Origin of the sequence: Ferribacterium limneticum, from assembly GCF_020510565.1 — a bacterium.
Lineage (GTDB): Bacteria > Pseudomonadota > Gammaproteobacteria > Burkholderiales > Rhodocyclaceae > Azonexus > Azonexus limneticus_B.
This window is the reverse complement of sequence record NZ_CP075189.1, coordinates 381,980-404,671: the sequence shown is the minus strand read 5'-3', so window position 1 is coordinate 404,671 and position 22,692 is coordinate 381,980. Positions and strand designations below refer to the sequence as shown.

At 62.1% G+C, this 22,692-nt stretch carries 22 protein-coding genes; 8 read left to right on the top strand and 14 right to left on the bottom strand.

Features of this window, described 5'->3' with window-relative positions:
• Positions 1–78 precede the first annotated feature (78 nt).
• The 3 genes from KI610_RS02010 to KI610_RS20000 all read right to left on the bottom strand — a co-directional run bounded on the left by KI610_RS02010 (position 79) and on the right by KI610_RS20000 (position 2,768).
• Complete coding sequence (locus KI610_RS02010) at positions 79–1,038, bottom strand: PEP-CTERM sorting domain-containing protein (protein ID WP_226497032.1); 960 nt, start codon at positions 1,036–1,038, stop codon at positions 79–81.
• Positions 1,039–1,204: 166 nt separating this feature from the next.
• Positions 1,205–1,978, bottom strand: coding sequence for a hypothetical protein (locus KI610_RS02005; protein WP_226497031.1), 774 nt, complete (start codon positions 1,976–1,978; stop codon positions 1,205–1,207).
• A gap of 658 nt (positions 1,979–2,636) precedes the next feature.
• A complete protein-coding gene (locus KI610_RS20000) occupies positions 2,637–2,768 on the bottom strand; it encodes a hypothetical protein (RefSeq protein WP_264179171.1) in 132 nt (43 codons plus the stop codon).
• A 65-nt stretch (positions 2,769–2,833) separates the two neighbouring features.
• Here KI610_RS20000 and KI610_RS02000 point away from each other — a divergent pair, with 65 nt between their 5' ends.
• Positions 2,834–4,297 (top strand): hypothetical protein, encoded by a 1,464-nt coding sequence (locus tag KI610_RS02000; RefSeq protein ID WP_226497030.1) that lies wholly within the window; start codon positions 2,834–2,836, stop codon positions 4,295–4,297.
• Between the two features lie 199 nt (positions 4,298–4,496).
• Here the strand turns inward: KI610_RS02000 and KI610_RS01995 are convergent, their stop codons facing one another.
• The 3 genes from KI610_RS01995 to KI610_RS01985 all read right to left on the bottom strand — a co-directional run bounded on the left by KI610_RS01995 (position 4,497) and on the right by KI610_RS01985 (position 8,936).
• The gene (locus KI610_RS01995; RefSeq protein ID WP_226497029.1) at positions 4,497–6,377 is read right to left on the bottom strand and encodes an MFS transporter; all 1,881 of its coding nucleotides are present in this window, start codon (positions 6,375–6,377) and stop codon (positions 4,497–4,499) included.
• 106 nt (positions 6,378–6,483) lie between these two features.
• Positions 6,484–8,625 (bottom strand): bifunctional acyl-ACP--phospholipid O-acyltransferase/long-chain-fatty-acid--ACP ligase, encoded by a 2,142-nt coding sequence (aas, locus tag KI610_RS01990; protein ID WP_226497028.1) that lies wholly within the window; start codon positions 8,623–8,625, stop codon positions 6,484–6,486.
• Positions 8,625–8,936 carry an ArsR/SmtB family transcription factor gene (locus KI610_RS01985; RefSeq protein WP_226497027.1) on the bottom strand — a complete coding sequence of 104 codons (312 nt, stop codon included), beginning with the start codon at positions 8,934–8,936 and terminating at the stop codon, positions 8,625–8,627. The genes aas and KI610_RS01985 overlap by 1 nt, the downstream gene beginning before the upstream one ends.
• 192 nt (positions 8,937–9,128) lie before the next feature.
• Between KI610_RS01985 and KI610_RS01980 the strand changes: the two genes are divergently transcribed.
• Positions 9,129–10,898: a hypothetical protein gene (locus tag KI610_RS01980; protein ID WP_226497026.1), complete on the top strand. Its 1,770-nt coding sequence runs from the start codon at positions 9,129–9,131 to the stop codon at positions 10,896–10,898.
• A gap of 385 nt (positions 10,899–11,283) precedes the next feature.
• A complete protein-coding gene (locus KI610_RS01975; RefSeq protein ID WP_226497025.1) occupies positions 11,284–12,174 on the top strand; it encodes an alpha/beta fold hydrolase in 891 nt (296 codons plus the stop codon).
• A gap of 343 nt (positions 12,175–12,517) precedes the next feature.
• Here the strand turns inward: KI610_RS01975 and KI610_RS01970 are convergent, their stop codons facing one another.
• From KI610_RS01970 to KI610_RS01955, 4 genes are read right to left on the bottom strand one after another with little or no spacing between them, the layout of a single operon-like run.
• Positions 12,518–13,600 carry an NADH:flavin oxidoreductase/NADH oxidase gene (locus tag KI610_RS01970; protein ID WP_226497024.1) on the bottom strand — a complete coding sequence of 361 codons (1,083 nt, stop codon included), beginning with the start codon at positions 13,598–13,600 and terminating at the stop codon, positions 12,518–12,520.
• A 49-nt stretch (positions 13,601–13,649) separates the two neighbouring features.
• Positions 13,650–13,853, bottom strand: coding sequence for a tautomerase family protein (locus KI610_RS01965; RefSeq protein WP_226497023.1), 204 nt, complete (start codon positions 13,851–13,853; stop codon positions 13,650–13,652).
• A complete protein-coding gene (acuI, locus tag KI610_RS01960; protein ID WP_226497022.1) occupies positions 13,853–14,836 on the bottom strand; it encodes an acrylyl-CoA reductase (NADPH) in 984 nt (327 codons plus the stop codon). The genes KI610_RS01965 and acuI overlap by 1 nt, the downstream gene beginning before the upstream one ends.
• Positions 14,837–14,848: 12 nt before the next feature.
• Positions 14,849–16,045 (bottom strand): YbfB/YjiJ family MFS transporter, encoded by a 1,197-nt coding sequence (locus KI610_RS01955; protein WP_226497021.1) that lies wholly within the window; start codon positions 16,043–16,045, stop codon positions 14,849–14,851.
• 102 nt (positions 16,046–16,147) lie between these two features.
• Between KI610_RS01955 and KI610_RS01950 the strand changes: the two genes are divergently transcribed.
• The gene (locus tag KI610_RS01950) at positions 16,148–17,008 is read left to right on the top strand and encodes a LysR family transcriptional regulator (RefSeq protein WP_226497020.1); all 861 of its coding nucleotides are present in this window, start codon (positions 16,148–16,150) and stop codon (positions 17,006–17,008) included.
• Here the strand turns inward: KI610_RS01950 and recG are convergent.
• Together recG and KI610_RS01940 are read right to left on the bottom strand one after the other, a co-directional pair.
• Positions 16,998–19,049, bottom strand: coding sequence for an ATP-dependent DNA helicase RecG (gene recG / locus KI610_RS01945; RefSeq protein WP_226497019.1), 2,052 nt, complete (start codon positions 19,047–19,049; stop codon positions 16,998–17,000). The two genes, KI610_RS01950 and recG, sit on opposite strands and share 11 nt — an antisense overlap.
• 18 nt (positions 19,050–19,067) lie before the next feature.
• On the bottom strand, positions 19,068–19,451 hold the full coding sequence (locus KI610_RS01940; RefSeq protein WP_226450109.1) for a RidA family protein: 384 nt from the start codon (positions 19,449–19,451) through the stop codon (positions 19,068–19,070).
• A gap of 53 nt (positions 19,452–19,504) precedes the next feature.
• Here KI610_RS01940 and KI610_RS01935 point away from each other — a divergent pair, with 53 nt between their 5' ends.
• From KI610_RS01935 to KI610_RS01920, 4 genes are all read left to right on the top strand, one after another.
• Positions 19,505–19,831, top strand: a complete 327-nt coding sequence (locus tag KI610_RS01935) for a tetratricopeptide repeat protein (protein ID WP_226497018.1) — start codon at positions 19,505–19,507, stop codon at positions 19,829–19,831.
• A 122-nt stretch (positions 19,832–19,953) separates the two neighbouring features.
• On the top strand, positions 19,954–20,376 hold the full coding sequence (locus KI610_RS01930) for a hypothetical protein (protein WP_226497017.1): 423 nt from the start codon (positions 19,954–19,956) through the stop codon (positions 20,374–20,376).
• On the top strand, positions 20,377–20,919 hold the full coding sequence (locus KI610_RS01925) for a hypothetical protein (RefSeq protein ID WP_226497016.1): 543 nt from the start codon (positions 20,377–20,379) through the stop codon (positions 20,917–20,919).
• Positions 20,920–21,009: 90 nt separating this feature from the next.
• Positions 21,010–21,360: a hypothetical protein gene (locus tag KI610_RS01920; protein WP_226497015.1), complete on the top strand. Its 351-nt coding sequence runs from the start codon at positions 21,010–21,012 to the stop codon at positions 21,358–21,360.
• A 5-nt stretch (positions 21,361–21,365) separates the two neighbouring features.
• On the opposite strand, the gene KI610_RS01915 is transcribed toward KI610_RS01920, so the two are convergent.
• Both KI610_RS01915 and KI610_RS01910 read right to left on the bottom strand, forming a co-directional pair.
• On the bottom strand, positions 21,366–22,157 hold the full coding sequence (locus tag KI610_RS01915) for an SPOR domain-containing protein (protein WP_226497014.1): 792 nt from the start codon (positions 22,155–22,157) through the stop codon (positions 21,366–21,368).
• An 8-nt stretch (positions 22,158–22,165) separates the two neighbouring features.
• Positions 22,166–22,675 carry a DUF2802 domain-containing protein gene (locus tag KI610_RS01910; RefSeq protein WP_226497013.1) on the bottom strand — a complete coding sequence of 170 codons (510 nt, stop codon included), beginning with the start codon at positions 22,673–22,675 and terminating at the stop codon, positions 22,166–22,168.
• Positions 22,676–22,692 lie beyond the last annotated feature (17 nt).

Genomic DNA, 22,692 nt, shown 5'->3' with positions numbered 1-22,692 from the left:
TGCCGCAATGAATCAGCGAAAAACCGGCAATAAAAACGGGAACCGCAGTTCCCGTTTTTATTGCCGAAAATAGCCGATTCAGCGCGGGTAGCGTGAGCGGCGCCGGGCAACCAGGGTGATGAGGCCGAGGCCGGCGCTCAGCATGGCGTATGACTCAGGCTCGGGAACGGCGGCCGCCATGCCGAGATACTGATAGCCGCTGGCCGAGGCATAGGTGCCACCATCGACCTTGAGACCGAGGTAGTCGGAATGCAGGGCATTGCTTTCCAGGGCGCAGCTGGCGAGGTGAAAACAGGCGCTGTAATTGAAGCCGAAGTAGGTCATCGTGATATCGGTTTCGGTCGGCACCGTGGCGGTCAAGGTGACGACGCCCGAATAATGGCCGTTGTCGGCATCGCCATTGGTATAAATGCCATTCGGGCCGCCCAGCGCCACTTCCTTGAACAGCGTCTCGCCGGCATATTCGCTCACCGTGTTGAACGGCTGGGCCTCCGGCGGGCAGCCCATCTCGCCGCCCGAACAAGTTGCAGTCGGATCGTAGGTCGGGTTGGCCACTTGATACGTCAGGTTCACGCTGCGGTCGGACCAAGCCTGCATGAAATGGCTCAGCTGGCCGACTCGTTGAAACGGCGCCATGCCCAGGCCGGAAAAAGTGGTGTCGTAGTTCATCGTGAAGGTGACATCGACCGTGCTGCCCGGGCCGGAAAAGCGGAGGGTATCAGTCACGTCGAGGCGCACGGAGGCCGTGGCAATATTCGTCGCCTGCGCACCACTCATGTTGATGCTGGTATAAGACTTGAACAAGCCGCTCACCGGATCGGCCCAGGCATTCAGAGAGGCAGAAACAGCGCCGGCGGTGGCCGTCTGCAGGCCGCCGGTAGTGAATGGGCCACTGGTCATCAGGCCCGGATCGAGATAATTGGAAAGCCCGGTGAAGTGCTCCTCGGCGGTGGCCAAGTAGTGGAAAGTCGTTTCGGCCTGCGCGGCACCGGCCGCAACGGCTACCAAGGCGGCAGCCAGAAGTTTTTTGCCCAACATGGAAACCCTCTGGGAAGTTAGCTGATTGACGTCGCGCCCCGCAGCGCATGCGGCCGGCATTATGCCATAAGGCTACGCATTGAGCATCAGCCGCCTGCCCGTGCAGGCAATGGAACGGTCTTGGCCTGAAACCGGGACGGTTGTCAGCCGCCCCCAAACTTCACGCTCAGTGGCGCTGTTCAGTCCCGTTGACGCGCACGGCCTGCTGCCACGCCACCACCGCCTGCCCGGCGTGGGCGAGGATGGCCTGGTAGCGTTCGGCGGGCAAGGCGTGGCGCAGCGAGGCGAATAGCTGCTGCGTGCCGTCCTGGGCGAGCGGCGATTTCGGCGCCAGATCGGAGAGCAGCGAAATCTGGATATTGGCCAGCGCATCGGCCAGCAGGCGCCAGCCGAGTTCCGGCATCTGTTCGTTGAGGGCGACCATCATGCTGCCCAGCGGCAGGACGATACCCTGCACCTGCTCAGCCGTTTCGCAAGCGGCCATGGCGTGCCACAGGGCAAGGTGAATGCCGCGGCGCAGATCGACCTTGAAGTCGATGGCATCGGACTCAACATCGTTGATCTGCTCGAAATACTGCTGAAAAAGCGTGTCGTCGCGGGCACTCAAACGCGTGCGCAAGCCGCCAATGAGCGCCGTCAACGAATGGATGGCATCGAGATTGAACGCCTGCGTGTAAGCCAGCCCCCATTGATCGAGACCGCTGATCAGCATGGCCAGACGCAGCGCCCGCGCCTCGTCGCTGGCTGCGGCCTGACACCAGTCGAAACAGTGCGCCGCCACCTCGCCAAGCACCGCCACATTCGGCGCCGCATCGACCGTCGCCGCCTGACGGAAGGCCCCGGCAAAAACGTCCTGCGCCATACGCGCCGCCAGCCGCTGGATATCGGCGCTGGCCAGCTTGGCAAGTTGATCGGCGGGAATCTGGGCGGCTGTCGTCATGGCGAATGGAATCGATGGGAAAACGCTATTTTAACGGGAGGCCACGGCCCTGAAGCCGAATGCCACGGTCAACCGGAAAAATTGGCCCAAATTGAAAGGGTAATCAAGGGCTCGGCCAAATCGCCACCAGCGCCACCGAGTCGAATGGAACACCATGGCATCGTTGCAGGCGGCATGATTCTGACCACATAATCAGTGCATGACTATCAACTCACCTGCTGATCTTGGCGTCTGCGAAAACTCGGCCGCGACCGAGAGCGCGCTCGCCAAGTCAGCTACCGACCCAGCTTGGCGCGCTCCGCTCCGGCGGACAGCCCGCCGCTCGCCCCGCGCCCGGACCACGATGGCGGGGTGCGCTTGAGTTCGACAACGCCCGACGCCGCGCCGGAACCGCCCTCCTCCCCGCGTCAGGCGCCGGACAGCTATCCTGCCCACTCAGGCCCGCAGCGTGCCCGGCGCCAGATTCGGAATGATCGGCAACTCTATCTGCCGATGCTGCTTTCGCTGCTGTTCCATGCGATGCTGCTGAGCCTGACCTTTGGCGGTGACGAATTCGGGCTGCCCGGCTTCGCCTTTCCCTGGCAAGCTCGACGGATCGAAGTACCTGATCTGCGCGTCGTACTCGCACCTACACCGGTCGCTGTAGCGAAGCCAGCCATTACGCCGCCCCCTGCTCCTGCTCCTGCTCCTGCTCCTGCTCCTGCTCCTGCTCCTGCTCCTGCTCCTGCTCCTGCTCCTGCTCCTGCTCCTGCTCCTGCTCCTGCTCCTGCTCCTGCTCCTGCTCCGTCACCCTCCGGAGTAATCGAGCCCACCATCGCAGCCGAGCCGGTGGCACTCAAAGCTCCCGAGCCGCCCGTGGCACAAGCCGCCACTGCAATCCTGCCGCCGAGCCCGCCGACGGCGAATGTCAGCCCGCCAACAAACGACGCTGCCCCGGCCAAGATACCGACCGTTTCCCCCCCCCCGGCCAAGCCATTTCCAACCGTAATCGCCATGGAGCACGCCAAGGAACCCGAGTTCACCGTGCCTCCCGCGCCATTCGAGCCAACCCCGGCTGCCGAAAATGCAGCGCGCGAAGAAGCTAGCCGGCAGGAAGCTGCGCAGCGGGAAGCCGCACGACTGGAAAGCGAGCGACTTGAGGCCGAACGCCTCGAGAATGCGCGACAGGCAGCCGCCCGGCAAGAATTGGCCCACCTGGAAACGGCCCGACTGGAAGCCGCGCAGCAGGAAACAACACGAGCAAACGCAGAACGCCTCGCCGCCGAGCGCCTAGAGAACGAACGACAAGCCGCCGCCCGCCGGGAAGCAGCGCGCCGTGAGGCTGCGCGGCAGGAAGCTGCCCGGGCCGAGGCCGAGCGCCTGGCCGCCGAACGTCAGGAAAACGAACGGCAAGCCGCCGCCCGACAGGAAGCAGCGCAACGTGAAGCGGCACGGCAGGAAGCCGCCCGGGCCGAGGCCGAGCGCCTAGCCGCCGAACGACAGGAGAACGAACGACAAGCTGCAGCCAGCCAGGAAGAAGCGCGCCGAGAGGCCGCACGTCAAGAAGCCGCCCGGGCAGAAACCGAGCGACTGGCCGCCGAACGCCAGGAGAATGAACGGCAAGCTGCCGCCCGCCAGGAAGCTGCGCGCCGAGAGGCCGCCCGTCAGGAAGCCGCCCGTGCAGAGTCTGAGCGCGTGGCGGCCGAGCGTCAGGAGAACGAACGGCAAGCTGCCGCCCGCCAGGAAGCTGCACGCCGAGAGGCCGCTCGTCAGGAAGCCGCCCGTGCAGAGTCTGAGCGCGTGGCGGCCGAGCGTCAGGAGAATGAACGACAAGCAGCCGCACGACAGGAAGCGGCACAGCGTGAGGCGCGCGAGCAGGCTGCCAGACGGGACGCCAAGCTGCGGGCGATTGGACGACAACTCAACGAGGAAGCCGACCGCCGCAAGGCGGCGGAGGCAACAAACCGCCTTTCACCGTCGGCCAGCTCCCTGCGCCGGGGCCGGCTCTTCGGGCGAGCCGACCCCAACGCCGAACTCATCCTGTACGCCGAAGCCTGGAGCCGGAAGATTCATTTCAGCCCGGCCTTCGAATCGATACGCGAGCTGGTCAGGCAGCCGCACACCAAGCCGCTGGTCACGGTAGCCATTCGCAGCGACGGCTCGGTCGAATCCGTGACGTTTGTGCTGTCCAGCGGTGTGCCCGCCATCGACAACGCGATACGGGAGATCGTGCACAGTCTTGCGCCCTATCAGACCTTCTCGCCTGCCCTTGGCCGCGATTACGACGTTGTCGAGATTCGCCGGACCTGGTATTTCGACTCGGCGATTCGGCTGTATTGACGGCAGGGCAGGCCTTAGAGGCTGTCCAATATCTTTTGAAAACCGAGAAGCCATTTCAATTGAAAAGACCGAAACCCCTCCCGGCCTCCCCTTGTCAGGGGAGGAGTACCCCAAATCGCGCGAGATCAGGCTCCCTCCCCTGACAAGGGGAGGGCTGGGGAGGGGTTTGCATGACAAGCAATAGATCGCGAACAGCTTCTTACAGCCGCCCTCCCCGCAACGCCTCCACCACCTTTTGCAAGTGCGCCGGACTGGCTTCTTCCGGCAATATCGGCGCCCCGACATGCAGGCTGATCGACGAAAACACGCCGCGCCGGAACGGCGTTTTCATCGCCTCGCCGTCGATGCGCGAAAAATAGCTGCCCCACAGGCCGCTGAGCGCCATCGGCACGACCGGCACCGGATTGGCCGCGAGGATGCGGCTGATGCCCGGGCGGAAGGTCTGCAACTGGCCGTCACGCGTGATGTGTCCTTCGGGGAAGATGCCGACCAGATCGCCGTTGGCCAGCGCCTTGCCGACTTCGGCGAAAGCCGCTTCCATCATCGCCGGGTCGTCCTTGGCCGAAGCAATGGGGATGGCACCGCAATGGCGGAAGATGAAGCCGAGCAGCGGCGTCTTGAAAATGCGATGGTCCATGACGAAGCGCACCGGCCGGGGCGAAGCGCCCATGATCACCACCGCATCGACGAAGCTGACATGGTTAGCGACGAGTACGGCGGCGCCTTCCTGCGGGATGTGCTCGATGCCCTCGGTGCGCAACCGGTACACCGCCTTGACCAGCAGCCAGGCGACGAAACGCAGCAAAAATTCCGGCACCAGCCCGTAGATATAAACCGCCACCAGCGCATTGAGCAGCGCCGCCAGGCCGAACAGCGCCGGCATCGACAGCCCGGCGCCAAGCAGGCTGGCCGCCCCGAGCGCCCCGACGACCATGAACAGGGCATTGAGAATGTTGTTGGCGGCGATGATGCGCGCCCGGTGTTCGGGCGAACTGCGCAGTTGGACCAGCGCGTAGAGCGGCACGATGAAGAAGCCGCCGAAGGCGCCGAGCATCATGAGGTCGAACAGCACACGCCAGATGGCCGGGATGCTGAGCAGCGCGAGCAGTTCGTGCGGCGTCGTGCCGGGCAGGCCGACCGGCGAGGCGAAGTACAGATCGAGGCCAAACAGCGTCAGGCCGATCGAACCGAAAGGCACCAGGCCGATTTCGACATGCTTGCCCGACATCCGCTCGCAAAGCATCGAGCCGATGCCGATGCCGACCGTGAAGGTGGCCAGCAGCATCGTCACCGCTGACTCGCCGCCACCGAGCACGAACTTGGCGTAGGCCGGGAACTGGGCGAGGAAGAGCGCGCCGTAGAGCCAGAACCACGAAATGCCGAGGATGGACAGGAAAACCGTGCGATTCTGCCGGGCAAAAGCGATGTTGCGCCAGGTTTCGGACAGCGGGTTGAGGTTGATCGTCAGTTCCGGCGCCGGCGGCGGCGCGGTCGGAATGCCCCGGCTGGTCAGGTAACCGGCCAGGGCCACGACAAAACCACCGACCGCAATCCAGGCCGGATACTCGACCGAACCGGCCAACAGGCCGCCCGCCAGCGTGCCGATCAAGATGGCGACGAAAGTCCCGGCCTCGATCAGCGCATTGCCGCCGACCAGCTCATCCTCGTGCAGATGCTGCGGCATGATCGCGTACTTGACCGGCCCGAACAGCGTCGAATGGCAACCGAGCAGGAACAACGCGCCCATCAGCACGGGCAGGCTGTGCATGAAAAAGCCGGCCGCCGCGACACCCATGATGACCATTTCGAGCACCTTGACGAGGCGGGCGAGCATCGCCTTGTCGAACTTGTCGGCCAGCTGCCCGGCCGTCGCCGAGAACAGGAAAAAGGGCAGGATGAACACACCCGCCGCCATGTTGGCGAGCAGTTCCGGCTTGAGCGTCGTCCATTGCGCCGCCTGGAAAGTCAGCAGGACGACCAGCGCGTTCTTGAACAGGTTGTCGTTGAAGGCGCCAAGAAATTGCGTGACGAAGAAAGGCGCAAAACGCCGGGTTTTCAGAAGTCCGAATTGACCGCTCATGCGTGGCTCGCAGCAAGAATATGACTGACCAGAACAGCCGTAGAAGGAAAGGATTTCATTTTTGGGCAAAAATTCCGGTTGACCGTGGAAATGCAATTATTCGAGTTCATACCGCCTCCGCCAGCCGTTTCAGCGTGACGTAATCGACCTTGCCGGCGCCGAGCAGCGGCAGCGACTCGACCTTGTGGATCTTGCGCGGCACAGCAAGTTCAGGGACGCCTGTTTCGCGGGCCTTGGCGGCGAGCAGTTCGCGGGTCAGTTCGCCGTCGGTGGTGAACAACACCAGCGCCTCGCCCTTGGCCGGATCGGGCTGGCTCGAGGCGGCGTGGGGCAGCGCCGGCGAAGTGGCGGTGGCGAGTTTTTCGACGACTTCGAGGCTGACCATTTCGCCGGCGATCTTGGCGAAGCGTTTGACGCGGCCGACGATTTTCACGAAGCCGTCTTCGTCCACTTCAACCACGTCGCCGGTTTCGTACCAGCCGTCACCGATGTCCGACACCGGCGGTTGCAGCACGCCAGGGTTGTCGGCCTTGAGGTAGCCGGCCATGACGTTCGGGCCACGCACATGCAGGATGCCGCCGCCAGCAATGCCGGGGACCGGCACCAGCTTGTGTTCGACGCCCGGCAGCAGGTTGCCGACGGTGCCCGTGCGGTAGGCCATCGGCGTATTGACGGCGAGCACCGGCGCCGTTTCGGTCGCGCCGTAGCCTTCGAAAATGCGCAGGCCGAATTTCTCGAACCACTGGCTGCGCACCGATTCCGACAGCTTCTCGGCTCCGGCCACGACGTAGCGCAGGCGGTAGAAATCGTAGGGATTGGCAAACTTGGCGTAGTTGGCGAGGAAGGTCGAGGTGCCGAAAAGCACCGTGCAGCCACGGTCGTAGGCCAATTCCGGAATCACCCGGTAATGCAGCGGCGACGGGTAGAGGAAGAGGCTGGCGCCGCTCAGCACCGGCAGCAGCGCGCCGGCGGTCAGGCCGAAGGAATGGAAGATGGGCAGCGCATTGAGCACCTTGTCATGAACCGAGAAGTCGATGACCGAGCAGATCTGCGCGACGTTGGCGAGGATGGCGCGGTGCGGCAGCACGACGCCTTTCGGCTTGCCTTCCGAACCCGATGTGAAGAGCACGACGGCAGCATCTTCCGGCGAGGCCGGCAGCTCGAAGGCGCGCGGAAAATGCAGCGCGTAGGCCATCAGCCAGAGCTTGTCGCCCAGACCAATCTTTTCGCGGACGTCTTCGAGATAGACGAGTTGCACGCCCTTCAGCCCGGCCAGCTTATCGCCCAGCTTGGCCTGCTCGACGAAGGCGCGCGAGGTGACCACCGTGCGGATTTGCGCCGCATCGACGGCCGCCTGCATGGCGTCGGTGCCGGCCGAATAGTTGAGCATGGCCGGGATGCGCTTTCTTGCGGTCAACCCGAAAATCAGGCCAATTGTCGGCACAAGGTTGGGCAGCAACAGGCCGACCTTCTCGCCGGGCTGCGAAATGCGCTCGATCTGGCGACCGAGCATGAGCGCCATCTTGAACAGGTCGTTGTACGAATACTCGATCTGCTTGACGTCTTCGAGCAGGCGACGGCCGCGGCCGTAGATGTCGGCGGCGTCGCACAGCGCCGAGAACAGCGTCTGCTGCGGACGCGAGGCGAAGATCATTTCCTGCATCAATCGGCGCATCGCTTCGCCCGACTTGCGGCGACGCAGCTTGGCGGTGGCGCCTTCCGGCATCGGAAAATGGCGCTCGGCCAGAATGCTCAGGCGGATTTTCGGGAACAGCGTCCGCGGATGCTTGCCCGACAGGCGCGAGAAATAGCTGCGCGAAGCGCCATCGAGACGCACCGGCACCACTGTCGCCCCGGTCTTGGCGGCGACGAAGGCCGGGCCGTCATAGACCTTCATGAGCGAGCCGGTCAGCGTGATCCGCCCTTCCGGGAAGATGACCACCGGCCGCCCGGATTCGATCAGGCGGATGACCTTCTTCATGGCCATCGGGCTGGTCGGATCGACGGCCAGATAATCGACCTGCGAGAGCAGGATGCGGAAGAAGAAGCTCTCGGCGATGGTCGTATGGACAACGAAAACCGGGTCGACGGGGAGAAAGAGCCCGATCAGCAGACCATCGAGAAAGGACTGGTGATTGGCGACAATGAGCAGTCGCTCATGATTGAAATTGGCCTGTTGCGCCGAAACTTCGACGCGAAAAAACAACCGGGCCAAGCCGCGCAACAGCGGCCGCAACAATGTGCGCATCAGGAATTTTCCTTGAGGTAATTCAGGACGTTGGTGAACGTCGTTTCCAGCGAATCGCGGTTGATCCAGAACCAGACTTCCTTGCCGATCTTCTCGGAAGCCAGCACGCCGGACTCGTGGAGGATTTTCAGATGGTGCGAGACGGTCGACCGGGCCAGCGTCGACACCTCGGCAATGTGCCCGACATTGAGCCGCTCACCCGGCTCAAAAAGCAGCAGGATGCGCTGCCGATGCTCATCGCCGAGCGCCACGAAAATCCGGGACATCGCCTGCCATTCGGCCGGGATGGATTGGGTGTAGTCGTTTTTCATATCGACGATCTTAGTTACGTCGATATGTTCTGTCAATATTTTTATCGAAAATCTCTCGTCCGCAACTTATGTTGAGACTTTCGCAATTCAAGTCGAGATAGAAACGCCTTGTGCCCCAGTATCCAGAAAATCTGGGGATGCTAGATACTGATAGCATCTGCAACCAACTAAACACAGACAGAGTGGATTGACATGATCGATCTTCACAACTATTGGCCCAAGGCGGTAGAGCATTTACGAGAGCCATACGACAACGGGGCATCAGATCATGTTGTCATCGCAGAATTCAATGAGGCTCCTCAGAATGGCTACAAGGGGCTCCGTCTTATTCGCACTGCTCTGATTCCGCTGGAGGTTGTTGATGAGGTACTTCATTCTCCCGGCGGCATCGGTTACGAGGTCCGATCATGGGGGCCACGCCCTTGTGTAGATGAAGGCCAAATCTACGACACAAGCTTCTGGATCGATGGACGCAAGGGCAAGAAAGAGCGTTTTCAGACGATTATCAACTCGTGGAACATACATGACAGGGAGGTGATTCTTCCAGACAATGTTTTGTTGATGACATACGGGTTGACACCTCGCCATCTGAATGACGGGACTGTGTGCTGGGACGATCCGCGAGGCCCGGTATACGACGTTCTTCGTGTGAAATCACATGTAAACCACAGCGACAAGAAAGACGATCAACAGGGCTTGATTACGATTCGCCGCGAATACCTCGAAGACTATTGTCATCTGAAGAACTGCGCCGCTGTAGCTGTTTATTACGAAGAACGCTTTTCCTCGGACGACGACTCTTTCTCTACCATCCTGAATGGCAGAGAAGGAGACGAATTTGAATTGCCGGGACGTTTGCTTGGCATGGCGGTGCTGGATGGCTCATATCATTCCAATGCACCTCAAATGTCTCGCGTGTGGGGGGCTCGTTTGATCCTAATTCCGCAGTCTCGACCAGTGACCGACGCGACTGAACCGGAGTTGATATGGCCCGACGATACAGAGCCCATGAACTATCCACGGGCAGCATCCAAGTGGGTCTATGGTCACATCCGCGACGAGGTTTTGCAGGAATATGAGGCTCACCCAGAGTTTTCGATTCACCCCGAATCTGGAGGTGTTAGCTACGGTGGTTGGTGGGGAACCGACAGAACATATCGCGTTGGACGAAATCACATTCGAATTGAGTTGAAAAAGTTTCATGAGGGATGCCCCCCTCATGTCATTTCGCATTGGCACCGTTTCTCCGTTCCGGAATCTGCCGTTGAGCATGATCAAGCGACCTATGGCAATCGGAATATTGCCACTCGGGCGAAGGATGTTCTGGACGCGTATTTGTCGTTGACGGCAAGTCTTACGTATCTGTCAGAGCAAATTGGAATGAACTATACACAGGAAGATATTGGCGTCTTATCGACTGAAGAGGCTGCCTATAGAGGGTGGTGGTCGTTCGAGGTAATGCGATCTCTTTTCGCCGTTGCACCATTGACGGCAACTCAGGAACAGTTCCTTGACCGGGCAGTTAGCATGTTTAAACTCCTTGAGTTACTCAAGCCTGCGCCGATGAGGGCGATAGCCCGACAATTGGGTATCCCGAAGGATCTGATTAAAGATTTTGCATCTCTCAAGCTGCTCGCCTGTATTTGTCAGTTGGCAATGATTTCGAAAGAGCAAGGCCATGCATTGGCCGAAGATGCTGATGCTGTCGTGCCACAATGGGACCCAAAGAGCGAGTTGCCAGAGTTGCGGACACTATTTGCACTCAATGGATTACGTGTTTGTCAGGCGCACACTCCAGGCAACGAGCGGCAAGTGAAAATTGCGTCCAGTGCGGGAGTGTTTGGTATTGATGTGACTGCGACCGCTTCAGGGTGGGGAGGCGCAATAGACACGCTATACGATCAACTGGCTAATGACTTACTAACAAGCGCTCGATTGATAGAGGACGCCATAGCGGCATAAAGGCCGGATGACAACGTTTCTCTTAGCTGAGAACATAATTTCGTTACTACAGAACGTATGCGGATTAAGGTAGCAACGGGCATTCAGCCCCATGGGTGATGGCTCGGATTTACCTCGAGGATCAGCACCGAGTCGGTCGAAGCGTTGTAGCGAAGAGCGGCGAAATATGGCCACCGCCGGACTGCCCAACCGAAGCGTGCTGGAAAGTTTCAATGAGTAGGCGGGTAACCAAGGCTCAGGCCTTTAGGACATTGATCTCTCCAGCGGAAGCCATGTTAACGCTCGATGCAAGGCGAACGGGATGCCGTCAAAGCGTGTCAAAATGGTCCATCCCCAACTGCCAGTGCAGGCTTGCGCCGCTTCATGCCGCCAGCCGTGCCGAACCATGATGAAACCTTCACGCTCCGAATTTCTCGATCTGCCCGATGTCCGCCTGCACATCCGGCGCTGGGGCAGTCCCGATGCGCCGATGCTCTTTCTGCTGCATGGCTGGATGGATGTTTCGGCCTCGTTCCAGTTTGTTGTCGATGAACTGGCGAAAGACTGGAATATCGTGGCGCCGGACTGGCGTGGCTTTGGCCAATCGGAGTGGCTGAACCGGCCGTATTTCTTCGCCGAGCACTTGGGCGACATGGAGGCCATCGTCGACCGCTACGCACCGGACGGCAAGGTAAAGCTGGTCGGCCACAGCATGGGTGGCATTTTGTCCTGCCTCTATGCCGGGATTCGGCCCGAGCGGGTTGAGAGCGTGGTGTCGCTGGAAGGCTTCGGCATTGCGCCGACGACGCCGGAGATGGCGCCGGAGCGTTACCAGCAGTGGCTGGGCTCGCTCAGGAAACCGCCGCGCATGCACGCTTACGCTGACCGCATGGCCTTTGCCCGCCGACTGTTGCACAGCGACCGCTTTCTGACGGCCGAGCGCGCCGAGTTTCTGGCCAAGCATCTGGCCCGCGTCGGCGATGGTGAAAACCGGGCCGGCTTGCGCCATCACGGCATCATCTGGAACGGCGACCCGTGGCACAAGGCGCCGGCGCCGTATTTGTTCCGGCTGGAGGAATCGATGGCGATCTGGAAGCAGATCACCTGCCCGGTGCTCTGGGTGGCTGGCCGGGAATCGTGGGTGATCCGCGATTTCGGCCAGCGGCCGGGCGACTGGGAAGCGCGTCAGACGTGCTTTGCCAATGTTCGTGAGGAATGGGTCGAAGAGGCCGACCACATGTTGCACCACGATCAGCCGGCCGAGGTGGCGCGCATTGTCGAGGCGTTTATTGGCTGATTTTGGGGGAATCCCACGGTCAACCGGAAATTTTGGCCAAAAATGAAAAAAGCCGGGAAACCCCGGCTTTCAGATGGGCGTTACCGGCTTAGTGGTAGGCCGTCTTCGAGGCCAGTTTGGCGGCCATGAAGCAGGCCAGACCAAGAATAACCACGGTGAAAGTGATGCCGACGTAAGAGAGTTCGTCCATTTTTATATGCCTCTGTTTAGGTTGGGTTAGTTTGCAAAACAGGCTGTAAGACAAGGCTCGCGGCAAAAGTTCCCGACTAATGAAAAATTTTTTGTGCAACGCAACAAGGCCCGGTGGACGAGACCGGGCCTTGTCTTTTTGACGCTGGAAAAATCAGCGGCCGGCCGACCCGCTCGGCGCTGCGCGCAGGTACTGATTGGGCCAGACGCCGACCTGCCGCAGCTCCTGCGCCGCCTGCAAGGGCCAGTACGGATTGCGCAGGATTTCGCGGCCGATGAGGACCATGTCGGCCTGACCGGAGCGCACGATGTGGTCAGCCTGCACGGCCGAGGTGATCAAACCGACGGCAGCAGCCGGCAAGCCGGCTTCGTTGCGGACGCGGGCGGCGAATTCGGTCTGGAAGCCTGGGCCAGCTGGAATCTTCGCTGTCGGCACGAGGCCGGCGGTCGAGATATCGGCCAGATCGACACCGAGTGCCTTGAGGCCGCGGCACAACTCGACCGTTTCGTCGGCCGTCCAGCCGCCTTCGACCCAATCGGTGGCCGACAGGCGGATGAGCAGCGGCAGGTTGTCCGGCCACACGGCGCGCACGGCCGTCACCACCTCGCGCAGCAGGCGGGTGCGGTTGTCGAAACTGCCACCATAGGCGTCGGTGCGCTGGTTCGACAGCGGCGACAGGAACTGGTGCAGCAAGTAGCCGTGGGCGGCGTGCAGTTCGATGGCCTGGAAGCCGGCGACGACGGCCCGCTTGGCGGCGGCGACGAAGGCCGTGACGATCTCGGCAATCTCGGCGAGGCTCAGTTCATGCGGCTGGGCGTAGCCTTCGCCGAACGATACCGCCGACGGGGCGACCGCCTTCCAGCCGCCTTCATCGGCGCGCAAGGTCCGCTGTTCGCCCCAGCCCAGCCCGACACTGGCCTTGCGCCCGGCGTGGGCAAGTTGGACGGCCGGAACGCAGCCATGCTCGCGGGCCAGACGGGCGATTTTGGCCAGCGGCGCGATCTGCTCGTCGTTCCACAGGCCGAGGTCGCCCGGGCTGATCCGGCCGGCTGCCGTGACGGCTGTCGCTTCGAGGATCATCAGGCCGGCGCCGCCGATGGCGCGGCTGCCGTAATGGATGAAATGCCATTCGCCGGCCATGCCGTCGGTGGCCGAGTACTGGCACATCGGCGGGATCCCGATGCGGTTCTTGAGGGTGATGTCGCGCAGTTTGAGGGGTTCGAACAGGTGGCTCATGATTTCAATTTTGGGCAAATTTTCCGGTTGACCGTGGGATTGTGCTCGCCTACTCGCCGCGCGCCCGGCGAACGGTGATCGACTCGCCGGCGACGCCCCAGTTGTCGGTATCGACTTCATCGATGACGACGACCGTCGTTTTCGGGTTCTTGCCCAGCACATCGACAAGCAGTTGCGTCGCCCCGGCAATCAGGCGCGCCTTCTGCTCCGGCGTTGCCCCTTCGCGGGTGATCTTGATATTGACGTAGGGCATCAGCGATTCACGTCCACGACGACACGCCCGCGCACCTTGCCTTCCATGAGCTGTGCCGCCGTCGGGATGGCTTCGGCCAGCGAGACTTCGTGCGTGATCAGACCGAGCTTGGCGACATCGAGGTCAGTCCCCAGACGTTGCCAGGCCACCAGCCGATCCGGCCGTGGGCACATCACGCTGTCGATACCGACCAGCGTCACACCACGCAGGATGAAGGGCGCCACCGACGACGGGAAATCCATGCCGCCAGCCAGCCCGCAGGCGGTCACGACGCCGCGATATTTGGTCGTCGCGCAGATGTTGGCCAGCGTGTGCGAGCCAACGACATCGACCGCCCCCGCCCAGCGTTCCTTGCCGAGCGGCTTGCCGGGCGCCGAGAAAAGGCTGCGGTCGAGCACTTCGGCCGCGCCGAGCTGCTTGAGGTAATCCGTTTCTTCTGGCCGGCCACTGACTGCAACGACCGTGTAACCGAGTTTCGCCAGCACGGCAATCGCCACGCTGCCGACGCCGCCTGCCGCGCCGGTGACGACGATCTCGCCATCCGTCGGTTTGACGCCCTGCTGCTCCAGCGCCAGCACGCAGAGCATGGCGGTGTAGCCGGCGGTGCCAATGGAAACGGCCTGCTTTTCGCTGAAAGCGGCCGGCAGCGGCACCAGCCAGTCACCCTTGAGCCGCGCCTTCTGGGCCAGCCCACCCCAGTGCGTTTCGCCGACGCCCCAGCCGTTGAGCACGACGCGGTCGCCGACCTTGTAGTCGGCGTGGCTGCTGCTTTCGACCGTGCCGGCAATGTCGATGCCCGGCACCATCGGGAACTTGCGGACGACCGGCCCTTTGCCGGTAATCGCCAGGCCGTCCTTGTAATTGAGCGACGAGTAATCGACGCGCACCGTCACATCGCCTTCCGGCAACTGGCTTTCATCGATGTCCTGCTCCGACGCCCGGTAACCGGCGTCGTCCTTCTCGATCAGAATTCCCTTGAACATCGTCATCTCCGTTTAGTTTTGCAGGCAGAGCGCCGGGGCGGCATCCCGCTTTTCGACCAGTTTCAGTATAGCCAAGAGCACGACGCCGACGACCATGACCCCGCCGGCCAGATAGAGGCCAATCGAGTAATTGCCCAGCCGCGTCGCCAGCCAGCCGACCACGGCCGGCCCGATGATCTGCGCGACGCCGTAGGAGAGCGTCATCCGGCCCATCATTTTGGCCGGCCGCGTCGGGTAGTAACGCCCGGCCATGGTCAGCACCAGACTCACCATGCCGATGAAGGTTCCGCCAAAAAGCAGCGCGCCGAACAGCGTGGCGTACAGGCCGCCGACGGCGACGGGCAGGATGATGCCGACGATCTGCAGCACGGCGGCGAGGATCAGGGCGTTGATGTCGCCGGTGTAGCGGGCGATCAAATCCCAGTTGAAGGCGGCCGGCGTCGCCGCCAGCCCGATAGCCAGGAAAGCCAGCCCGCCCTGCCCGGCCAGCCCCGGCAGGCCATTGACGATGGCGACGATGAAGGTGGCGCTGATGACGTAGCCGAAGCCAGCGCAGAAGTAGGCCGCCATGAAGATGCGCAGGAACAGCGGGCTCGGCGGGTTGTCGTGCATCGGCGCGCCGGTCTTCGTCACCGGGCTGGTATCGGGCGCCGGCAACCAGGCCATGGCCGGCACAATGAGCAGGCAGGCCAGGGCCGAAAAAGCGAACCACTGCTCGCGCCAGTCGAGTGTGCCGCTCATCAGCCACACCGCGATGGCGCAGCCGGAAATACCGAGTCCGATGCCGCCGAAATGGATGCCCAGTTCCGGCCGATGGTTGTGGCGGATCAGCCAGTTGAGAATCAGCCCGGTGCCAAGCAACATGCCGGCCGCACTGGAAAGCCCGGCGATGAAGCGCGAGACCATCCAGAGCAGCGGATCGGTGGTCAGGCCCATCATCACCGTGCTCAGAATGGCGACGACCAGCCCGATGCGGTACAGCTTGTCCTTGAGCACGAGGTCGCTGATCAGCGAGGCGACCAGCGCGCCGCACAGGTAGCCGGCGTAGTTGAGCGCCGCCAGCCAACCGGCTTCGGCCAGCCCCAGCCCAGCCTGTTGCTGCATGAGCGGCAGCAGCGGCGTGTAGGCAAAACGGGCGACGCCGAAAGTCAGCAGCAAGCTGAAAATCCCGGCGCTCAGCACCTTGAGGCGTTCTCTCTGTGAGTTCATGGCAACGCTCCTTTTATCGTTCTTGAGTTCGCACGATAACCAGCGTAAATTATCTGCACAAATGATTTGTTTAGAACACACCATTCTTGTTTTGAGATAACAATGGAACTCGTCGCGCTCCGCACCTTTCAGGCCGTCGTCGAAGAAGGCGGCATCCTCGCCGCCTCGCGCAAGCTGAATACCGTCCAGTCCAACGTCACCGGCCGCATCCGGCGGCTGGAAGAAGAACTCGGCGCCGAACTGTTCATCCGCAAAGGCCGCGGCCTCGAACTCGCGCCGTCGGGCAAGGTGCTGCTCGACTACGCGCGGCGAATGCTCATGCTCGAACGCCAGACGGCCAGCGCCGTGCGGCAGGTTGGCGAAAGCGCCGGCGAACTGCGCATCGGCGCCATGGAAACCTTCGCCGCCCTGCATCTGCCCAGCGCCCTGAAAGCCGTGCGAGCCGGACATCCGGGCCTCGAACTGCGCGTCACCACCGACACCACGAGCAGGCTGACCGAAAAGATACTCGACCACAAACTTGATTGCGCCTTCGTCGCCGGCCCGGTCATCCACCCCGACCTGCGGTTCGACGAACTGGTCGTCGAGGAACTGGTCCAGGTGCACGCCGCCGGCACCGACCCCGTGCTGCTGCCGCTCATCCTCTTCCGCGAAGGCTGCGCCTACCGCACGCGCGCCGTCGCCTGGCAACGCGCCCAGGGCCACGCCGTTTCCGACGCCATGGAATTCGGCACACTCGAAGGCATCCTCGGCTGCATCGCCGTCGGCCTTGGCTGGACCCTGATGCCTCGTCGCGTCGTCGAACAATCGAGCCATGCGGCCGATCTGGTCATAGAGACTGTGCCCGACGAATTCAGTCTGGTGCCAACCGGCATGATCTATCTGCGCGAAGCACGGGCGATGGCAGCGCTGAAGACACTGAGCGACGGCATCACCGCGTCGGCCAATCGCGTCAGGATTTAAGGAGTTCTTCGCGCGAACCGAGCCAGCGTTTAAGGTGGCGCTCGGCCAGTTCGAGATGCTCGGTCAACATTTCCTCGGCCACCTCGCGCGCCATTTCGACCAGATCGGCGTCCATTTCCAGATCGGCGTAGCGCAGTAACGGCACCCCGCTCTGCCGGGCCCCGACGAATTCACCGGGACCGCGAATATGCAGATCCTGGCGAGCGATCTCGAAGCCATCGGTGTTCTCGAAAATGATCTTGAGCCGCTGCCGGGCAATCTCGCCCAACGGCCCGGCGTAGATCAGGATGCAACTCGATTCGTATTTGCCGCGGCCGACCCGGCCGCGTAACTGGTGCAGTTGCGATAGCCCAAAACGTTCGGCGTGTTCGATGACCATCAGGCTGGCATTGGGCACGTCGACGCCGACTTCGATGACTGTCGTTGCCACCAGCACATCGATCTCGCCAGCAGCAAAAGCCGCCATCACTGCCTGCTTTTCGTCAGCCTTAAGCCGGCCATGCACCAATCCCACGGTCAACCCGGAAAATTGCTCAAAAAGGAAATCGTAGGTTTCCTGCGCCGTCTGCAACTGCAGCGCCTCGGACTCTTCGATCAACGGGCAAACCCAGTAAGCCTGCCGGCCTTCCTCGACAGCCTTTTTCACGAAACCAACCACATCGTCGCGCCGGTTGTCGGCGACCAGCCGCGTCTTGATCGGCGTCCGGCCGGGCGGCAGTTCGTCGAGCACGGTGACGTCGAGATCGGCGTAATAACTCATGGCCAGCGTGCGCGGAATCGGCGTCGCCGACATCATGAGCTGATGCGGATTGTCGCCCTTCTTGCGCAAGGCGAGCCGTTGAGCGACGCCGAAACGGTGCTGCTCGTCGACGATGGCCAGCCCGAGTTTGGCGAAATCGACGCCATCCTGAATCAGCGCATGCGTGCCGACGACCAGCTGCGCCTCGGCCGCCGTCGCCGCGAGTTGCTCACGCTTGGCCTTCGTTTTCAGGCTACCGGATAGCCAGGCCACGCGCACACCGAGCGGCTCCAGCCAGTCCTTCAATTTCAGATAGTGCTGCTCGGCGAGAATTTCCGTCGGCGCCATGAAGGCCGCCTGCCAGCCGGCCGAAATGGCCTGACACGCTGCCAAGGCGGCAACGATGGTCTTGCCGGCACCGACATCGCCCTGCAGCAGACGCTGCATCGGATAAGGCTGGGCCAGATCGCCACCGATCTCGGCCATCGCCCGCACCTGCGCGCCAGTCAGGCCGAAAGGCAGGCTGTCCAGCAGGCGCGCCCCAAGATCGTCACGCGCCACCAGCACCGGCGCCCCCTGCTCACGCCGGGCCAGATAAGCGCGGCGCAGCGACAGTTGCTGAGCCAGCACCTCGTCGAATTTGACCCGTCGCCAGGCCGGGTGATTGCGCGCGTGCAGCGTATCGAGATCGGTGCCGGGCGGGGGGGTGTGCAAGAACCGCAGGCTGCGCGCCAGCCCAGGCAATTTCAGACGCTGGCGCAGTTCTTCGGGCAGCGTTTCGGACAAATCGCCAACCGCCAGCGCCTTGCCGATGAGTTTTTGCAGGGCCGAATTGGCCAGGCCGGCGGTCGTCGGGTAAATCGGTGTCAATTCGGCCGGCAACGGTTCGTCGTCACCAACCTTGCGGAAACGCGGGTGCACCATCTCGGCACCGAAGAAGCCGCCGCGTACTTCGCCGAAGGCCCGGATGCGCGAGCCTTCGCTGAGCGCCGCCTGCTGGTTCGGATAGAAGCTGAAAAAGCGCAGCGTGATTTCACCGCTCTCATCCGCCGCCCGGACGATCATCTGCCGGCGCGGCCGGAACTGGATTTCGTTGCTGAGGACGACGACCTCGATCTGCACCGGTTCGTTGCCAAAGCTCCGATTGACCGGCGTAATCCGCGTTTCGTCCTCGTAGCGCAGCGGCAGGTGCACCAGCAAATCGGCCTCGCTATGGAGGCCGATCTTGGCGAGCTTCTTCTGCGACGCCTCGGAGGCGCGAATGGGCGGAGAAGCCGGGGCCGCAGCCCCGCTCGTCGTCATGAGACGTGAATCAGTTGCTTAGTTGCCCAGACACATCACTGCATCGGCCTCAACCAAGGCGCCGCGCGGCAGTTCCTTGACGCCAACGGCGGCACGGGCCGGGAAGGGCTCGCTGAAGTACTTGGCCATCGTTTCGTTAACCTTGGCAAAGTTGGCCAGATCGGTCAAAAAGACGTTGAGTTTGACCACGTCAGCCAGCGAACCGCCAGCGGCTTCAGCGACCGCCTTGAGATTTTCAAAAACGCGAACGATTTGCGCGTCGATCCCGTCTACCATCTGCATGGAAGCCGGATCGAGCCCGATCTGCCCGGACATGTAAACGGTGTCGCCGACGCGCACGGCTTGCGAATAGGTGCCGATGGCGGCCGGGGCATTCGGGGTGGCGATGATGGTCTTGGCCATGAGTAAGCTTCCTGTATCCGGATTGCAAAACCCTATTTTAGCCTTGGTAGCCCATGAACCCACGTATCGAATCCCTGGAAAAAATGCTCAACGGCCCGCGCGACGGCGCCCTGCTCCGTTTCTCGCTCGGCAACGAATACCTCAAGGCCGGCGACCCGGCCAAGGCGGCAAATTGCTTCCAAAACGCTGTCGACCGTGACAACCACTACTCAGCCGCCTGGAAAGCCCTCGGCAAGGCCCTGGCCGAAGCCGGCGACCATCCCGCCGCGCTCGCCGCCTACGAACGCGGCATCGTCGTCGCCGAAACGAAGGGCGACATTCAGGCAGCAAGGGAAATGACCGTTTTTGCCAAGCGGATTCGCAATGCCCTGGCCGAATAAACCACGATCACTGCACGGGCAAAATCCGCGAAGACCTGCGCTAGATCAACAACCAGCATTTCCGCACGGCATAATATCGCCCTCTTTCATCGATAACAGGGGGACTGATTATGAGAAAAGCCATGAAGTTGCTGGCCTTGCTTGGACTTGTCGTGACACTCAGCACAGGCTGCGCGGTCAACCGTGCAACCGCCAATGTCGATCCATCGGCCAACCTGTCGTCTCTCAAGACCATGTACGTCAAGCGCGTCGCCGAGGACGACAACACCTACAAACTGGTCGCTGACAAATTGCGCACCAAGGGAGTCACCGTTTCCACGGGTACCGAAGCTGCTCCGAGCGGGGTCGATGCCGTCGTGACCTACATCGACAAATGGATGTGGGATATCACCATGTACATGCTGGAACTGACCATCACCATCCGCGATCCGAAAACCGATTTCCCGCTGGCCACCGGCAACTCCTTCCACACCTCGCTGACCCGACTGTCACCCACGGAGATGGTCAATGAGGTGGTCGACAACATCTACAAGGGAGCCAAGTAAATGCGCCGTATCGTCACCTCCCCGAAGCTGCTGCTGTCGATCACGGCAATTGCCCTGGCCCTCGGCGGCTGCGCCTCGCCCGCCGACCGAGCTGCAATGACGCCGCAGAACCTGACAGTCAGCAAGCATCATCCGTACAGCCTGCGCGTCCAGACCAGCGGCGGCGCCGCAACCGGCGCCATGGACAGCAGCAACGTATCGGACGCCGACCTCAAGGCGGCCATCGAAGAGGCCATCGCCCAGAGCAAGCTGTTCACAACCATCGTCCAGGGCAGCAACGGCGACTACGAACTGAGCGTCCGCCTGACCAGCCTGTCAAAACCGATTTTTGGCGCCACTTTCACGGTCGACATGGAAACCGCCTGGTCGCTGACCAAGGCCAGCGACCGCTCGGTCGTCCTGCGCAAGGCTGTCAAATCGAGCGGCACGGCCACCATGGGCGAGGCCTTCGCCGGCGTGACGCGACTCCGCATGGCCGTCGAAGCGGCAACCCGAAATAACATCGAACAGGGCATCAAGACTGTTGCCGAATTGAACCTCTAACGATTTGTTACAAACTAACCCGGCATCGACGTATGCCGGGCGGGGAGTCGCCGCGTTATTTGCTTACATAACCACCGGACACATTCCCCAATGAACCTCAAACAAACGCTTCTTCGCCTTGGCCTCGCTACCGCCCTGATCGGCAGTCTGGGTGCCTGCGCAGTGGCGCCCTACCCGGCGGGTTATCACCGGGCACCGCCAGCGTATGGTGGAAGCTATCCGGGCTACGGCCAACCGAGCGGGACTATTTATTACAACTCTGGCTATCGTCATTACGACGACCGTGGCGGCAGGTACTACGATAATCGTGGCGACGGCTATTACGACAATCGTCGTTATGAGGAGCCGCGTCGCCAGTCAGCGCCCTTGCCGCCCCCCCTGCAATTGCATCGCGATGTCCGGCGCAGTCTCGGCTTGCCGCGTCTGCCGGGCATGCCTTGAGCAGGCTAGTTTTTACCCTTGGGCGGCACGAGGATGGTCTCGACGCCCAGTTCCTTGAGCTTGGCCTGGGCCATTTCTGCCTCGTGCTTGGTCTTGAAGGGCCCGACCTGAACACGGGTTTCCAGCGTCGATGGAACGCCGCTCAGGGTTAGCCTGGCGTGCAGTTCTTCGGCGCGCTGGACACTTGAAAAAACACCGGCCTGCAGCACGAAACCTGAAAACAGGCGAGACACGACCGGTGGCGTGACAGCCGAAGCCGGTCGCGCTTCGACGATCCGCGCCGTTGGCTTGGCGGGCGTTGTCTGAGCCGGAGTCGCCGCGCGGGGCGGCAGGATATTGGAGGGGGCCGTGGTCGCCTCGGGCACCGGGGCGGGCACTGGTGCGACTGCCGGCGCAGGTGTCACCGGTTTTTTGGTGGATTCTAGGGTCGACGGCAATTTGGGGCGATTTTCAACAAGCGCTTCCGGCTTCGGCTCAAGCGCCGGGGCATGTGTCTCGACCTTCGGCGGCGGCGGTAGATCGGCCGGTGCTTCGACCTTTTCCTGCTCCGGCGGCGTCGGCAGGTTTTCTGTCGGGGTCAGCGGCTGCGAAACTTCTTTCTTGGGGGCGACAGGAACCGGCTTGGTGAATACCTGCTCTTCCGATTCGTCCGGCACCGTGGCCAGATAATCGAAGAAGGCCAGCACACCGAGCAGAGCGGCAACCAGCACCCCGGCCACGGCCAGACGCGCCAGCAGTTTGCTGCGAATCTCGCCAGATACTGCTTCGGTTTCGGAAACTTCCGGTTGTTCTGCCATCGCCACCCTCAACGCTCCTGACTCTTGGCCAGCGCCACGACCAACTCAGCCTCGGCGCGGGCGATGCCGCAACGTTCGGCGATCGCCGCCGGATCGTAACCCGAAACGGCCATCTGCATTGCGTCGCCATAAATTGGTGAAACCGTCTGGCTGGCCCGCAGGTGGGCCAGTTCCTGCTGCATATCCTCGCGCAGGGCGGCCAGTTCGCCGCGAATGGCATCGACTTCGTCACGCATCTGGGCCAGTTCCTGCTCCAGGCCGCTGCGCAAGGTATCTCCCGCCAAATCTGCGGAGGCCTGCGCCCAGTTCTCATCGGCCTCGGCCGGCTCCGCAGGCGGTACCTCAACCGACTCGGCGACTGGCACAACAGGAACGGATTTTTCCGAAACCGCCGGGCGATTACGCAACAAGATCATGCGCAACAACACGAAGAGCATGTAGGCGGCGACCAGCGCGATCAAGCCGATCACGCCTTCGCGCAGCCCCAGCGTCATACCGCCCAGTTCAAGCGCCGGCAATTTGGCCTCGGCCGCGG

Bases quoted from the DNA above. Each gene is read 5' to 3' on its own strand.
- KI610_RS02010 (WP_226497032.1), bottom strand. From the start codon at position 1,038: ATGTTGGGCAAAAAACTTCTGGCTGCCGCCTTGGTAGCCGTTGCGGCC.
- KI610_RS02005 (WP_226497031.1), bottom strand. From the start codon at position 1,978: ATGACGACAGCCGCCCAGATTCCCGCCGATCAACTTGCCAAGCTGGCC.
- KI610_RS01995 (WP_226497029.1), bottom strand. From the start codon at position 6,377: ATGAGCGGTCAATTCGGACTTCTGAAAACCCGGCGTTTTGCGCCTTTC.
- aas (WP_226497028.1), bottom strand. From the start codon at position 8,625: ATGCGCACATTGTTGCGGCCGCTGTTGCGCGGCTTGGCCCGGTTGTTT.
- KI610_RS01985 (WP_226497027.1), bottom strand. From the start codon at position 8,936: ATGAAAAACGACTACACCCAATCCATCCCGGCCGAATGGCAGGCGATG.
- KI610_RS01980 (WP_226497026.1), top strand. From the start codon at position 9,129: ATGATCGATCTTCACAACTATTGGCCCAAGGCGGTAGAGCATTTACGA.
- KI610_RS01975 (WP_226497025.1), top strand. From the start codon at position 11,284: ATGATGAAACCTTCACGCTCCGAATTTCTCGATCTGCCCGATGTCCGC.
- KI610_RS01970 (WP_226497024.1), bottom strand. From the start codon at position 13,600: ATGAGCCACCTGTTCGAACCCCTCAAACTGCGCGACATCACCCTCAAG.
- KI610_RS01965 (WP_226497023.1), bottom strand. From the start codon at position 13,853: ATGCCCTACGTCAATATCAAGATCACCCGCGAAGGGGCAACGCCGGAG.
- acuI (WP_226497022.1), bottom strand. From the start codon at position 14,836: ATGTTCAAGGGAATTCTGATCGAGAAGGACGACGCCGGTTACCGGGCG.
- KI610_RS01955 (WP_226497021.1), bottom strand. From the start codon at position 16,045: ATGAACTCACAGAGAGAACGCCTCAAGGTGCTGAGCGCCGGGATTTTC.
- KI610_RS01950 (WP_226497020.1), top strand. From the start codon at position 16,148: ATGGAACTCGTCGCGCTCCGCACCTTTCAGGCCGTCGTCGAAGAAGGC.
- recG (WP_226497019.1), bottom strand. From the start codon at position 19,049: ATGACGACGAGCGGGGCTGCGGCCCCGGCTTCTCCGCCCATTCGCGCC.
- KI610_RS01940 (WP_226450109.1), bottom strand. From the start codon at position 19,451: ATGGCCAAGACCATCATCGCCACCCCGAATGCCCCGGCCGCCATCGGC.
- KI610_RS01935 (WP_226497018.1), top strand. From the start codon at position 19,505: ATGAACCCACGTATCGAATCCCTGGAAAAAATGCTCAACGGCCCGCGC.
- KI610_RS01930 (WP_226497017.1), top strand. From the start codon at position 19,954: ATGAAGTTGCTGGCCTTGCTTGGACTTGTCGTGACACTCAGCACAGGC.
- KI610_RS01925 (WP_226497016.1), top strand. From the start codon at position 20,377: ATGCGCCGTATCGTCACCTCCCCGAAGCTGCTGCTGTCGATCACGGCA.
- KI610_RS01920 (WP_226497015.1), top strand. From the start codon at position 21,010: ATGAACCTCAAACAAACGCTTCTTCGCCTTGGCCTCGCTACCGCCCTG.
- KI610_RS01915 (WP_226497014.1), bottom strand. From the start codon at position 22,157: ATGGCAGAACAACCGGAAGTTTCCGAAACCGAAGCAGTATCTGGCGAG.